At 52.5% G+C, this 13,271-nt stretch carries 13 protein-coding genes; 11 read left to right on the top strand and 2 right to left on the bottom strand.

Translation table 11 applies throughout. The annotated features are described in order from the left end of the window. Position 1 precedes the first annotated feature (1 nt). The 3 genes from A0U42_RS09285 to A0U42_RS09275 are packed head-to-tail and all read left to right on the top strand — an operon-like array spanning position 2 to position 1,810. On the top strand, positions 2-826 hold the full coding sequence (locus tag A0U42_RS09285; protein ID WP_065360743.1) for an amidohydrolase family protein: 825 nt from the start codon (positions 2-4) through the stop codon (positions 824-826). A gap of 32 nt (positions 827-858) precedes the next feature. After that, positions 859-1,188: a 6-carboxytetrahydropterin synthase QueD gene (gene queD / locus A0U42_RS09280; protein WP_044504240.1), complete on the top strand. Its 330-nt coding sequence runs from the start codon at positions 859-861 to the stop codon at positions 1,186-1,188. Continuing rightward, positions 1,178-1,810 (top strand): radical SAM protein, encoded by a 633-nt coding sequence (locus tag A0U42_RS09275; protein ID WP_065360742.1) that lies wholly within the window; start codon positions 1,178-1,180, stop codon positions 1,808-1,810. The genes queD and A0U42_RS09275 overlap by 11 nt, the downstream gene beginning before the upstream one ends. A 22-nt stretch (positions 1,811-1,832) precedes the next feature. Here A0U42_RS09275 and A0U42_RS09270 read toward each other — a convergent pair whose 3' ends face one another. Together A0U42_RS09270 and A0U42_RS09265 are read right to left on the bottom strand one after the other, a co-directional pair. Beyond that, a complete protein-coding gene (locus A0U42_RS09270; RefSeq protein ID WP_065360741.1) occupies positions 1,833-2,468 on the bottom strand; it encodes an exonuclease domain-containing protein in 636 nt (211 codons plus the stop codon). A gap of 87 nt (positions 2,469-2,555) precedes the next feature. Next, positions 2,556-4,034, bottom strand: a complete 1,479-nt coding sequence (locus A0U42_RS09265; protein WP_065360740.1) for an aldehyde dehydrogenase family protein — start codon at positions 4,032-4,034, stop codon at positions 2,556-2,558. A 209-nt stretch (positions 4,035-4,243) separates the two neighbouring features. Between A0U42_RS09265 and A0U42_RS09260 the strand changes: the two genes are divergently transcribed. From A0U42_RS09260 to murF, 8 genes are all read left to right on the top strand, one after another. Then, positions 4,244-4,891: an HAD hydrolase-like protein gene (locus tag A0U42_RS09260; RefSeq protein WP_065360739.1), complete on the top strand. Its 648-nt coding sequence runs from the start codon at positions 4,244-4,246 to the stop codon at positions 4,889-4,891. Between the two features lie 101 nt (positions 4,892-4,992). Next, entirely contained in the window at positions 4,993-7,914 is a 2,922-nt protein-coding gene (locus A0U42_RS09255) for an insulinase family protein (RefSeq protein ID WP_065360738.1), read from the top strand. 13 nt (positions 7,915-7,927) lie between these two features. Beyond that, a complete protein-coding gene (gene gluQRS, locus A0U42_RS09250; protein WP_065360737.1) occupies positions 7,928-8,857 on the top strand; it encodes a tRNA glutamyl-Q(34) synthetase GluQRS in 930 nt (309 codons plus the stop codon). Positions 8,858-9,004: 147 nt separating this feature from the next. Next, positions 9,005-9,445: a division/cell wall cluster transcriptional repressor MraZ gene (gene mraZ / locus A0U42_RS09245; protein ID WP_044504228.1), complete on the top strand. Its 441-nt coding sequence runs from the start codon at positions 9,005-9,007 to the stop codon at positions 9,443-9,445. 8 nt (positions 9,446-9,453) lie between these two features. Continuing rightward, a complete protein-coding gene (gene rsmH / locus A0U42_RS09240) occupies positions 9,454-10,386 on the top strand; it encodes a 16S rRNA (cytosine(1402)-N(4))-methyltransferase RsmH (protein WP_065360736.1) in 933 nt (310 codons plus the stop codon). Positions 10,387-10,426: 40 nt separating this feature from the next. Continuing rightward, entirely contained in the window at positions 10,427-10,795 is a 369-nt protein-coding gene (gene ftsL / locus A0U42_RS09235; protein ID WP_255304159.1) for a cell division protein FtsL, read from the top strand. Between the two features lie 117 nt (positions 10,796-10,912). After that, a complete protein-coding gene (locus A0U42_RS09230; RefSeq protein WP_065360734.1) occupies positions 10,913-12,418 on the top strand; it encodes a UDP-N-acetylmuramoyl-L-alanyl-D-glutamate--2,6-diaminopimelate ligase in 1,506 nt (501 codons plus the stop codon). Continuing rightward, the coding region (murF, locus tag A0U42_RS09225) for a UDP-N-acetylmuramoyl-tripeptide--D-alanyl-D-alanine ligase (RefSeq protein WP_141669517.1) at positions 12,418-13,271 on the top strand (854 nt) is incomplete at its 3' end. The genes A0U42_RS09230 and murF, both read left to right, overlap by 1 nt.

Here is a 13,271-nt window from a genome sequence, read left to right as displayed (position 1 = left end):
TATGAAAGTAAAAGAATTACGAGTGATTGACAGCCATTTTCATTTTTGCGATTTCCCCGGTTTCGACCAGGTCGCCCTGGCTGCCGGCTATACCAATACGGAAGAATCGCTGCATCAGGCCTTTATCGAAAATAACGTCGTCCACGGCGTCGTCATGAGCAATAAGACCTTGGATGCTAAAAAACATAACTATCCCGATTACATGAGCTACTGCATCGGCATCGACAGCCTGACCGGAAAAGATGACATGGACAGCATTGCCGCCAATGTCGAAGAAAACTTAAAGAAAAGTCAGTGCTGCGGCATCAAGCTCTATCCGGGCTACAGCCATATCTACGTTTACGATAAGTGGTATGACCCGATTTATGAATTGGCCGAAAAGTATGATAAGCCCGTCGCCATTCATACGGGGCTGACGGCAACGGCCAATGCCCTGTTGAAATACAGCCATCCCCTGACACTCGACGAAGCGGCCGTGCGCCATCCCAACGTTCAGCTCGTCATGTGCCACTTCGGCAATCCCTTTTTGCAGGATGCCATTGCCGTCTTAGAAAAGAATCACAACGTCGCTGTCGATCTGTCGGGCCTCCTCGAAGGCAAGGTGCCCGATATGATGGCCTTCCTGCGCAGTAAGCGGGGCTATATTTCCATGCTCCGGGATTGGCTCAAGTATCTCGGCGCCTATGACCGGGTCATGTATGGGACGGACTGGCCCCTGGCCAATGTTAACGACTACATTTCATTTGTAAAAGGTTTCATCCCTGAAGCTTACTGGGATGACGTATTATTTAATAACGCCAACCGCATCTACAAGCTGGGCTTATAAGCCCTTTGATGCACGATAAGGGAGGAAATTGTTTGTATACTGTAACCAAGCGGCTGGAAGTCTCCGCATCTCACCATTTAGTCCTCGACTACGCCAGTAAGTGTGAAAATCTCCATGGCCACAACTGGATCATCCATGTGACCTGTCAGGCCGAAGAACTCGATCACAACGGCATGGTCGTCGACTTCAAAAAGATTAAAGAACTGGTCCACCACAAGATGGATCATCAGAATTTAAACGACGTCTTTGATTTCAATCCGACGGCAGAAAACATTGCCAAGTGGATTTGTGACACTGTACCGCATTGCGTCCGGGCCGAGGTCCAGGAAAGCGAAGGGAACGTGGCTGTCTATGAAGTATAGTCTCTGCGTCAATGAGATTTTCGACAGCATTGACGGGGAAGGGAAGAAGGCCGGTCAGCTGGCCACCTTCATCCGCCTCTGCGGCTGTAACCTGCGCTGTTCTTACTGTGATACGACCTATGCCTTTACGGAAGGCAAGGACATGGACGTCGATGACATCGTAAAGCAGGTGTCGTACCCCAACGTTACCCTGACCGGTGGGGAACCGCTCTGTCAGGACGTCCATGCTCTGTTGGCGGCCCTAAAAGGCCACAGCGTCAATATCGAAACAAATGGCAGCGTCGACATCGAGCCTTACTTCAAATACGACCATGTCTGGTTTACCGTCGACTATAAGAGCCTGTCGTCGGTCATGGCCGGCCGGATGCTGGAGGAGAATTTTGAAAAGCTCCGTCCTCAGGACGTCCTGAAGTTCGTCGTCGGCGATGAAGCCGACCTCAACCAGGCCCTGGCCGTCTATGAACGCTATCAGCCGAAGTGTGCCGTCTACGTCGGTGCCGTCTTCGGAGAGATTGAGCCGGCGCAGATTGTCGACTTTATGAAGGAACATGAACTGACGGACTGGCACCTCCAGGTCCAGCTCCACAAAATCATTTGGGATCCTCAATTGCGAGGAGTATAACCCGAGAAACGACGAAACGCCGTTATCCGCAGAGCTGCGGGTAACGGCGTTTTTTAAAGATGGCCCGGTCATCTTCCAGCATGTGCTGGAAACAAAATAAGGTAGCGTCCGTATCGGTCAGGCTGTCGTGCCAACTGCGGCGGCTGTCATAGCCGTAATAGGCGGCACAGTTTCGAAGCTTGGTATAGGTAATGGTCTTCGTTTCCTTATAATGGATGAGGGAGAAGGCTTCGGCCAGATCGAGGTAGATATCGCGGTCGGGCAGGACGACGCCCGATTCATAGAGGCGCTCGATATCGTTAAAGGTACCGTAGCCGACGATGAGGTCTGCGTCCATGAAAAGACGGCTGACTTCATCGGCCCAGAGGATGAAGGGATCTTCGTGGGCCACTTGTTCCGGCGTAATGTGATTGACTTCCATCGCTTCGTCCCATCGCTCCGTATGGATGGGCCTGAAATAGCGGTTCAAGAGAACCTGACCGAAACCGTTCATGATGGAAAGCTGAATGATTTCGGCGTCTGCCGTAAGTCCTGTCGTCTCTAAGTCGAGGGTCAGGATGCGGGCCGGGTCGAGCGTCCGGATCGTTTTTTTGATGGCCGGCGACAGGCGGATGCTTTGTCGGCGGGCCTTTTCTTTTTTGGACAGCATCTTTTTCATGGAAAAACCTCCTTTCTTCACAATACTGTATTATATGAAGAAAGGAGGTTTTTGTCAATTTATGATAGGAAATGAGCGGGCGGAGTATTATTCGTAATAGCCGTTCGGTTTTTCCGAGAAGTTGATGAGGATGTTCTTGGTCTGCATGTAGTGGTACATCGTCGATCTATCCGTTTCACGGCCGATACCGGAGAGCTTGTAGCCGCCGAAGGGAGCGCCGGCCGGCAGGGCATTATAGGTGTTGACCCACATACGGCCCGTCTGTACGCCTTTCGCTACGCGCAGAGCACGGTTGATGTCGCGGGTCCATACGGCGCCGCCGAGACCGTAGATGCTGTCATTGGCCATATCGATGACTTCTTCTTCCGTATCGAAGGGGATGATGACGACGACGGGCCCGAAGATTTCTTCCTGGGCGATGCGCATGTCGTTCTTGGCGTCAGCGAAGATGGTCGGACGGATGAAGTTGCCCTTTTCGAGGCCGTCAGTGGTGATCTTTTCACCGCCGCATACCAGGCGAGCTCCTTCTTTTTTGCCGATTTCGATGTAGCTCAAGATCTTTTCGAGCTGACGTTCGTCGACCTGAGCGCCCATCTGCGTTTCTTTCAGCCAAGGCAGGCCGACTTTGACGCGGTTGAAGCGTTCAGCCAGTTCGTTTACGAATTTGTCGTAAATGCTGCGCTGTACGAAGATACGGGAACCGGCGCTGCAGACCTGGCCCTGGTTGAAGAGGATGCCGAATTCGGCGCCTTCCATAGCCATGTCCCATTTGCAGTCTTCGAAGAAGAGGTTGGCCGATTTGCCGCCCAGTTCAAGGGTAGCCGGAATCAATTTTTCCTGAGCTGCTTTGTAGACGTCGCGGCCGATTTCCGTCGAACCTGTAAAGGCCAGTTTCTGGATGTCCGGATGGTCGAGGAGATACTGGCCGGAGCGAGATCCCTTACCGGTAATGATGTTGACGACACCGGCAGGCAGGACGCCTTCTAAGAGGTGCATCAATTCGAGGAGGCTGAGAGATGTCGAGCTCGACGGTTTGAGGACGATCGTGCAGCCGGCAGCTAAGGCCGGAGCCAGTTTCCAAGCACCCATGAGGAAGGGGAAGTTCCAAGGGATGACCTGGCCGACGACACCAATCGGTTCATGGATGACGATACTCATCATGTTTTCATCGAGGCTCGAAACACGGCCTTCTTCGTCGCGGAGGACGGCGGCGAAGTAACGGAAGTGGTCGGCACTGTAAGGAATGTCGATGTTTCTCGTTTCACGAATCGGTTTGCCGTTGTCGAGGGATTCGATGAGAGCTAATTTATCGGCGTTCTGGTCGATAACATCAGCGATTTTCAAGAGGATATTCTGACGGTCGATGGGGGATACTTTTTTCCAAGCCGGGAAAGCAGCTTCGGCGGCGCGGACGGCAGCGTCGACATCTTCTTTCGTAGCTTCGGCGCAAACCGATAATTGTTCACCGTTAGAAGGATTGAAGGCTTTGAAGGTTGCGCCGTCGCTGGCGGGAACCCATTTGCCGTTAATATAGAGGTCGTAAGATGAGCGAATAGCATTTTCCATGAATTAACACTCCCTTTTCGTATAATTTTAAAATTTAAGTAAAAGTTGTTCTTTGTTATTGCTAAATGCATTATAGCATAAGTGTACGAAAATGGTCAATATTGTGCTAAAAAGAACATAGTGCAAAATGGTTTATGTTTGCAAATCTTATTAAAGCACGCTAAAATAGATAGCGTACACAATAAGTAGAGATTTCAGGAGTATAGCTAATGTATAAATACGTCTTATTTGACCTCGACGGAACCTTGACTGATTCCAAAGAAGGTATCATTAATTCGGTGGCCTATGCCTTAGAAAAGATGGGCATTTCTTCCGAAGGGCGCCTCGATCCCCACGTCATCGTCGGTCCGCCGCTCTTGGACACCTTTGAAGGCTACTACGGTTTTGAGCCGGAAAAGGCCCGTCAGGCCTATTCCTTCTTTCAGGAACGATACAGCACGATCGGCAAGTTTGAAAACCGTGCCTTTGAAGGCATCGTCCCTTTATTAAAGACATTAAAGGAGAAGGGCATCCGTTCTTTTGTGGCGACGTCGAAGCCCCAGGTCCACGCCGAAGCGATTTGTGAAAAGTTCGGACTGGCTCCGTACTTAGAAGCCATTGCCGGTCCTGCCGTCGGCGGCACTGATTCCAAGGCCGACATCATGGCCCGGATTTTAAAGGGTATCGGCCCCGTTGAAAAAGGGGAAGCCGTCATGGTAGGCGACCGTAAATTCGACATCATCGGCGCCCATGAACTGGGCCTTCCCGTCATCTATGCCGGATACGGCTACGGTAATGCTGCCGAACGAAAAGAGTACGGCCCCGACTATATTGCCGATACCGTAGAAGAATTGGGCCGGATACTGCTCGCTGACTGAATGATCCACGGCGATGGCCTTAGTGGCAGTGCCTTATAAATATATACTGATTATATATACGTTATATTATTTAAAACATTATGATGATAAGGAGCGTTTTTATGAAGTTACAAGAAAAACAGAAGATTCACGGCTTTTCCGTTGAGCGTTCGCAGTACGTTTCGGAACTCCACAGCCAGGCTTATGAACTGCACCACGACCAGTCCGGTGCCCGCCTGCTTTACATCGAAAATGATGACGACAATAAGGTCTTTTCCATCTCCTTTCGAACGACGCCGTCGGACAGCACCGGTGTGCCCCATATCTGCGAGCACTCTGTTCTTTGCGGCTCCCGGAAATTCCCTTTGAAGGAACCCTTCGTCGAACTGGTCAAAGGCTCGCTCAACACCTTCCTCAACGCCATGACCTTCCCCGATAAGACCATGTATCCCGTCGCCAGCCGTAATGCGGCCGACTTCAAGAACTTGATGGACGTCTACCTGGATGCGGTCTTCTTCCCGAATATGCTGAAGGACAAACAGGTCCTGATGCAGGAAGGCTGGCATTACCACCTTGATTCGGCCGACAGCGACCTCATTTACCGCGGTGTCGTCTATAATGAAATGAAAGGTGTCTTTTCGTCGCCGGACTCTCAGCTCGAACGGCACGTCATGGAAAACCTCTTCCCCGATACGACCTATGGCGTTGAATCGGGCGGCGATCCTGACGATATCCCTAACCTGACCCAGGAAGACTTCGTCAAATTCCACGGCACGTACTACCATCCGGCCAACAGCTATATCTTCCTCTACGGCGACATGGACATCGACCAGACCCTGGCCTTCATCGATGGGGAATACTTGAGCAAATTCCGGCTCCAGGACGTCGATTCGACCATTGGCCGTCAGGCCTTCCCGGGCAGCGCCGTAAAGTCCTATCCCTATGGCATTGCCTCCGGGGAAAAGACGGAACACAAGACCCTGCACAGCCTGACCTACGTCATCGACCAGGCCCTCGACCCGACGGTGGCCCTGGCTTTTAAAGTCCTGACTTATGTCCTTCTCCAGTCGCCGGCTGCGCCTCTTAAGAAGGCGCTCGTCGACGCCGGTCTTGGGAAGGACATTTCCGGGGACTTCCAGGACGGCATCCTCCAGCCCTTGTGGAGCATCTCTGTCAACGGCTCTGACCCGGATAGGCAGGATAAAATCATGCCTATCGTCACCGACGTTTTGCGCCGCATGGTCAAAGACGGTCTCGACAAGACGCTTTTGACCGGGGCCTTGAACCGGACGGAATTCACCCTCCGTGAAGCCGATTTTGCCGGCCGTCCTAAGGGCCTTATCTATGCCATCCGCTGCATGGATACCTGGCTCTATGACCTCGATCCCTTAGACGCCTTGTCCTATGAAAAATCCCTCGACGTCCTCCGTAAAGGCATTGACACTGGTTACTTTGAAGACTTGATCCAGCGTTACATCCTCGATAATGCCTACTACGCATTGGTATCGCTGGTACCGGAACCGGGCCTGACGGAAAAACACGATAAAGCCTTAGCCGAAAAACTGGCAGCCTATAAAGCGTCCCTTACGAAAGACGAAATCGATGCCATCGTCGCCGAATCGGAAGCGTTGAAACAGCGCCAGGCGACGCCCGATTCGCCGGAAGCCCTGGAATCGATTCCGACCTTATCCCGCGATGATCTTGAAAAGAAAATCGATACGGTGGTCATGCATGAAGAACAGCTCGGCGACGTGACCTTGTGCCATGTACCGGACAACACGAACGGCATTACCTACGTCAATGCCTACTTCGACCTCCACGGCCTGACGCGGGAAGAAATTTCCTACGCCTATCTTTTGAGCGACATCCTCGGTGACATCGACACCAAGTCCCATACGTACGGCGAACTGGCGTCCCTCATCGATCTCTACACCGGCGGCATCGGCTACAGTGTGTCGGCCTATTCCAATCGTTTGGACAACAGCGATTATACGCCCGTATTCCGGATTAAAGCCAAGGGCTTGGCCCTTAACTTCGAAAAATTAATCGATCTCTTGCGGGAAATCTCCTTGGAAACGGTCTTTACCAACCAGGACCGATTGATCGAACTGGTCGACGAAATCAAGGCCGGCTGGGATATGGATACCTTCCGCCGCGGCCATACGATTGTCATGCACCGCGTCCTGTCCTACGTATCGCCGGTCGAAGCGTTCTGCGATGCCGGAGAATTCTCGTACTATGAATTCATCACGGACATTGCCAAGCGCATCAAGACCGATGCCGATGAAATCGGTGGGAAACTGACGGCCCTCATGGAAAAAATCTTCAGCCGCTCAGCACTGACCTTAGAAATGACGGCCAGTGACAGTGATTGGGACGGTGCTAAAGCCAGTGTGGCTCGCTGGACAGAAGCCCTGCCGCAGGGAGAAAAGCGGACCGGTCTTTGCGACTTCGGCCTTACGGCGAAGAACGAAGGCATCATGACCAGCGGCACCGTTCAGTACGTCGCCAAAGGCGGCAACTTCCGCGGCCACGGCTACGACTATACCGGGGCGCTGATGGTCCTTGATACGATTCTCCAGTACGGCTATTTATGGACCAAGGTTCGCGTTCAGGGAGGGGCCTACGGTGCTTTCACTCGTTTCTATGACAACGGCGACATGGTATTTTGCTCCTACCGCGATCCGAATCTGCGTTCCAGCGTCGAAGCCTATGACGGCTTGGCGGACTACTTAAAGACCTTTGACGTATCGGACCGGGAAATGACGAAATACGTCATCGGTACGCTGAGCCGAATCGATGTGCCTTTGACGCCGTCCCTTCGCGGTGAAAAAGCCATGACCCGTTACTTTACGGGGACGACGGACGAAGTCGCCCAGGCTCGCCGCGATCAGCTCCTGGCGACGACGGCAGCCGATATTAAGGCCCTTTCTCCGCTCATCGAAGCGGTCATGAAGGATGGTAACCTGTGCGTCATGGGCAGTGAAGCGACGATTCGCCAGGAAAAAGACCTGTTTACGAACCTCGTTTCCCTTCCCGACTAAAGGGGGGGCTTCCATGCGAGGGCGATTTGCTCCGAGCCCGACAGGATATATCCACCTCGGCAACGTCTGGTCGGCCTTTTTGGCCTGGCTCCAAGTGCGTCAGGCCGGAGGCACCTTGGTCCTGCGGATTGAAGATATTGATGAGCAGCGATCCAAGGCTGTTTACACCAAGGCCCTCATGGAAGACCTTTCCTGGCTGGGCCTTGCCTGGGACGAAGGCCCCGATGTGGGAGGCCTTTACGGTCCTTACGTCCAGCAGGAACGCTACGATCGCTATGACGAGGCCTTGGACGTCCTGCGGGAAAAGAGACTCCTTTATCCCTGCTACTGCAGCCGGACGCGGCTTCAGGCCATTGGGGCCCCTCATGCCGGCGAACATACCGTGTACGACGGCCATTGTTACGGCCTCGGTGAAGCCGAACGTCGCCGCATGACCAAGAAACCGTCGTGGCGCATCCATGTACCGGACGAAACCGTTTACTTTACCGACTCCGTTTACGGCCGGCAGGAAGACTATCTGCCTCACTGCTGTGGTGACTTCGTCGTCCGCCGGGCCGATGACATGTATGCCTACCAGTTGGCTGTTTCCGTCGATGACGGGGCCATGGCCATCACCCACGTCCTTCGTGGTGAAGACTTGCTGTCGTCGACGGCCCAGCAGATTTGGCTCATGAAGATTTTAGGCTACGACGCGCCTCACTATACCCACGTGCCGATGCTCATCGACGGCGATGGGAACCGCCTGTCGAAACGACAAAAAGGCATTACCGTCCGCGCCCTGCGGGACGACGGTGTCGATGCCGAGACGATTTTGTCCTACCTGGCCTATGCCGGCGGCTTGGTTCCGGAACGGCGCCGCTACAGCCGGGCTGAATTAGTGGTCCTTTGTGATTTTAAAAAAATGCATACAGATCCGATTGTTATTACCGGAACGATGAAGTAAATCGGTTTACTAAACGATATATTAAAAAAGTAGGCTGTCGCCAGTGCGACGGCTTATTTTTTTTTTCCCATTCTTTGTCAACATTATTGTCACAGAGTGTGTAAATGTGGTAGAATGTGGAGGAGAGTGAAAGGAGTGACGCGCCTAATGTTTATGGGAGAATACGAACATACAATCGACGCTAAAGGTCGCGTCATTTTGCCTGTCAAATTTCGGGATGAACTCGGGCCAACCTTCATCGTTACCCGAGGTTTGGAAGGCTGCCTTTCCGTTTACACGATGGAAGCATGGATGCGCTTTGCCGGAAGTTTAAAACAGCTGAAGGCATCGAAGGAAAACGTCCGTGCCTTCCAGCGGTTCGTCTTTGGCAGTGCTGCTGAAGTCGAATTCGATAAGCAAGGTCGTATCCTTATTCCGGCTACTTTGCGGGCCTATGCGAAACTGGTTAAGGATGTGACCGTTCTGGGGACAGGAGACAAGGTCGAAATTTGGAGTAAAGACGCATATGAAGCCTATGTTGCCAAGACTGTTCCGGCCATGGAAGAAATCGCCGAAAGCCTCGACGATTTCCTGAACCTGGACTTTTAGGAGGAATTATGGATTTTCACCACGTCAGTGTTCTTCGTAAGGAAACCATAGCCAATTTAATAACCGATACCAGCGGCGTTTACGTCGACTGTACCCTCGGCGGCGGCGGCCACTCCAAGGCCTTAGCCGATCAGCTGACGGGTGCGGCGACGATTATCGGTCTCGACCAGGACCGGGACGCCATTGCAGCGGCAACGGAACGCCTCTCTGATACGCCGTGCCGACATATTCTCGTGCAGCGCAATTTCAGGTATATATCGGAAGTCCTTGACGAACTTCACATCGATGCCGTCGACGGCATCATGTTTGATCTCGGCGTATCGAGCTATCAACTGGATACACCGGACCGGGGATTTTCTTATATGCAGGACGGGCCCCTCGACATGCGCATGGACCGCAGCCAGGGGCGCAGCGCTTACGACGTCGTAAACGGTTACAGCGAAGCCGACTTGTACCGTATCATCAAAGATTATGGGGAAGAACGATGGGCTAAGCGCATTGCCGAATTCATCGTGAAAGAACGTCAGGAAAAACCCTTGGAACGGACGGAAGAACTGGTTCACGTTATTAAAAAGGCCATCCCGGCCGGCGCTCGTAAGGACGGGCCGCACCCGGCGAAGCGAACGTTTCAGGCCATCCGAATCGAAGTCAATGACGAATTGGGAATCTTAAAGGATTCCTTGGAACATGCCGCTCAGCGTTTAAAGCGCGGAGGACGTTTGTGTGTCATTACCTTCCATTCACTGGAGGATCGTATTGCAAAACAGACGCTGCGTCTTTTGGCGACCGATTGTATCTGTCCGCCCGATATGCCGGTTTGCACCTGCCATCATCAGGCCATCCTAAAAGTAAAGCGACAACCCATTTTACCGTCGCCGGAGGAACTGGATTTGAATCCGAGGGCCCGCAGTGCAAAACTTCGCGTCGGTATCCGTAAATGAAGGAGCCAAGCTAATGATTATTGAAATGGATGTGTTGCGTATGCTGGCAAGGAAAGTCGGAAATTTACATGAAGAAAGAAGCGTTCCCCTGTGGAGGTCAGCTGCGGTACAGGCTGTCCAGCAGGGTGCCGTATATGTTCTGGTTCCCATTGGAATGATCGCAGCGATTGCCATCGCTTCTAATCTTATTACGTCTTGGACGTATCAGCAGAGTGGCGAACTCATGGAATTAAAACTTCAAGCACAGCAGTTACAACGTGAAAATGAGCAGTTACGGGTCCAAATTTCCAAATTGGAAACGCCGGAACGAATTTATACGACGGCGACGAAACAGCTGGGAATGGTGGCACCGTCACGTATTCTCTATGGGAATCAAAGCGATCAGACCGCAAAGGGGAACCGTCGATAATTGCTTAAATGAGAGGTCGACGCACTTTTGTGCGACGACCTCATTGTTATTTATCCGATAAAGCTGTACAATGTAGAACAGTACAATGAAATGAACCGTCAAGGAGGTTCTATAATAATGACAAAAACAATAGGTGAACTTTGCAAACAACTTAAAGGAATTTATAATCTCAGCGGCAGTGCCGATACGGTAGTTACCGGCATTTCTTCGGACTCCCGGGACATCGAAGCGGGCTACTTATTCGTCTGCATTTCCGGCGCTCATGTCGACGGGGCTGCTTTTGCAGCGCAGGCTGTCGAAAAAGGGGCCGTCGCCGTTTTGACGACGAAACACCTCGACCTGCCGTCGAAAACGGTCCAGATCCAGGTCCCCGATATCCACCATGCCTTAGAAGACATGGTCCCTTTCTTTTACGACTATCCCGGCAAAAAGATGCGCATGATCGGCGTCACCGGTACCAACGGCAAGACGACGACGACCCACATCATTGCCCATATCCTGCGTTCTGCCGGTCATCATGTCGGCGTCATCGGCACGATTCACGCCCTTATCGACGATGAAGAACTGCCCATTCACAACACGACGCCGGACGTCGTCGAACTCCAGCGCTTTTTGGCCCTGATGTATGAAAAGGGCATGACCCATGTCGTCATGGAAGTGTCCAGCCACGCCTTGGCCTTAGACCGCGTCGCCGGTATCGAATACGATACGGCCGTCTTTACCAATCTTACTCAGGACCATCTCGATTTCCATAAGACCATGGAAAATTACGTCGCCGCGAAAGCCAAGCTCTTCCAGAGCCTGACCGCTGCCGACCATGTCAAAGACAATAAAACGGCTATCGTAAACGTCGACGATCCCTGGTCCAAACAGATTCTCGATGCCTGCCACTGCCAGGTTTTGACCTATGGCGTCGAAAAAGAAGCTGATCTTAAAGGATCGAATTTAAATGTCGAACTGAAACGCTCGTCCTTCGACGTCGTCGGTCCTTTTGTCAATGTCCATCTCAATATGAACATTACCGGCCTGTTCAACGTTTACAATACACTGGCTGCTATCGGTGCGGCCCATGCTGAAGGCATCGACGAAGCCACTATTGACAAGGCCATTCAGACTTTCCACTCCGTAGCCGGCCGTTTTGAACTCGTCGAAGCCGGCCAGCCCTTTGCTATCGTCGTCGACTATTCCCATACGCCGGACAGCCTCGAAAAGGCCTTGGAAACGGCACGGGCCATGAACCCAAACCACGTCATTGCCGTCTTTGGATGCGGTGGTGACCGCGACCGGACCAAGCGCCCCATCATGGGCCGCATCGGCGCAGAACTTGCCGATATTCCCATCGTCACTTCGGATAACCCGCGTTCGGAAAACCCCGATGCCATCGTAGCAGAAGTCGAAGAAGGCGTTAAACAGGGGCTTAAGGCGGGACAGCATCATGAAGTCATCGTCAACCGTCGCGAAGCCATTTATCGCGCCGTCGAACTGGCACAAGAAAATGACATCATCGTCATTGCCGGTAAGGGGCATGAAACGTATCAGATCTTAAATGACGGTACGATTCACTTTGACGACCGCGAAGAAGCCCGCAATGCCGTTCGCGACCTGCATCGAGGAGATAAATAATGGCTGATTTTACCAGTGAAGAAGTACAGAAAGCGACGGGAGCCCGTCTGCTCTCTTCTATAGAGAGCGTGCTTTTTCATGACGTTTGCACCGATACCCGGGCGGTGGAAAAGGGCTCCCTTTTCGTCGCCTTCAAGGGGACCTCTTTTGACGGTCATGACTTCGTCTTAAAGGCCCTCTCTTCGGGCGCGGCCGGTGCCGTCGTCTCTGAACTGCGGCCGGAATACAAGGGGGCTGCGGTACCGATTTTCGTCGTTTCTGATACGCTGAAAGCTTATCAGGATTTAGCCCGTTTTCACCGCCGCCGTTTTTCCATCCCCGTCATTGCCGTAACCGGCTCGGTAGGGAAGACGTCGACGCGCAATATGATTGCCGCCGTCTTGAGTGAAAAATATAAGGTATTGCAGACGGAAAAGAATTATAATAATGAAATCGGACTGCCTAAGACCCTGTTACAGTTAACGGCTGACCACGAAGCCTGCGTCGTCGAAATGGGCATGCGCGGCCTCGGGCAGATTGCCGAACTGGTCGATATCGGCGAGCCGACCATCGGTGTCGTCACCAACGTCGGCAAGAGCCATATCGAACTCTTAGGTTCTCAGGAAAATATTGCCAAGGCCAAGTCTGAATTGGTTCAAGGCCTCGATGCCAAAGGAACGGCCATCTTAAATGGTGACGATCCTTTTGTCGCACCGATGAAGGATCTCTGCCAAGGTCGGTCTGTCCTCTACGGGACCGATGATTCGGCTCAAATCCGGGCCGAGAATATCGTCTGTGACGAAAAAGGGGTTCGCTTTACCTGCCGCTGCTTCGACCGTACCTTTGATGTTTCCGTTCCGGTCATTGGCCGCCA

The organism is Megasphaera sp. DISK 18, assembly GCF_001682955.1.
Taxonomy (GTDB): Bacteria; Bacillota; Negativicutes; order Veillonellales; family Megasphaeraceae; genus Megasphaera; species Megasphaera massiliensis.
This window is presented reverse-complemented; position numbering and strand designations above follow the sequence as displayed.

Coding starts and splice junctions, on each gene's coding strand:
- A0U42_RS09285 (WP_065360743.1), top strand. CDS start 2: ATGAAAGTAAAAGAATTACGAGTGATTGACAGCCATTTTCATTTTTGC.
- A0U42_RS09275 (WP_065360742.1), top strand. CDS start 1,178: ATGAAGTATAGTCTCTGCGTCAATGAGATTTTCGACAGCATTGACGGG.
- A0U42_RS09270 (WP_065360741.1), bottom strand. CDS start 2,468: ATGAAAAAGATGCTGTCCAAAAAAGAAAAGGCCCGCCGACAAAGCATC.
- A0U42_RS09265 (WP_065360740.1), bottom strand. CDS start 4,034: ATGGAAAATGCTATTCGCTCATCTTACGACCTCTATATTAACGGCAAA.
- A0U42_RS09260 (WP_065360739.1), top strand. CDS start 4,244: ATGTATAAATACGTCTTATTTGACCTCGACGGAACCTTGACTGATTCC.
- A0U42_RS09255 (WP_065360738.1), top strand. CDS start 4,993: ATGAAGTTACAAGAAAAACAGAAGATTCACGGCTTTTCCGTTGAGCGT.
- gluQRS (WP_065360737.1), top strand. CDS start 7,928: ATGCGAGGGCGATTTGCTCCGAGCCCGACAGGATATATCCACCTCGGC.
- mraZ (WP_044504228.1), top strand. CDS start 9,005: ATGTTTATGGGAGAATACGAACATACAATCGACGCTAAAGGTCGCGTC.
- rsmH (WP_065360736.1), top strand. CDS start 9,454: ATGGATTTTCACCACGTCAGTGTTCTTCGTAAGGAAACCATAGCCAAT.
- ftsL (WP_255304159.1), top strand. CDS start 10,427: ATGCTGGCAAGGAAAGTCGGAAATTTACATGAAGAAAGAAGCGTTCCC.
- A0U42_RS09230 (WP_065360734.1), top strand. CDS start 10,913: ATGACAAAAACAATAGGTGAACTTTGCAAACAACTTAAAGGAATTTAT.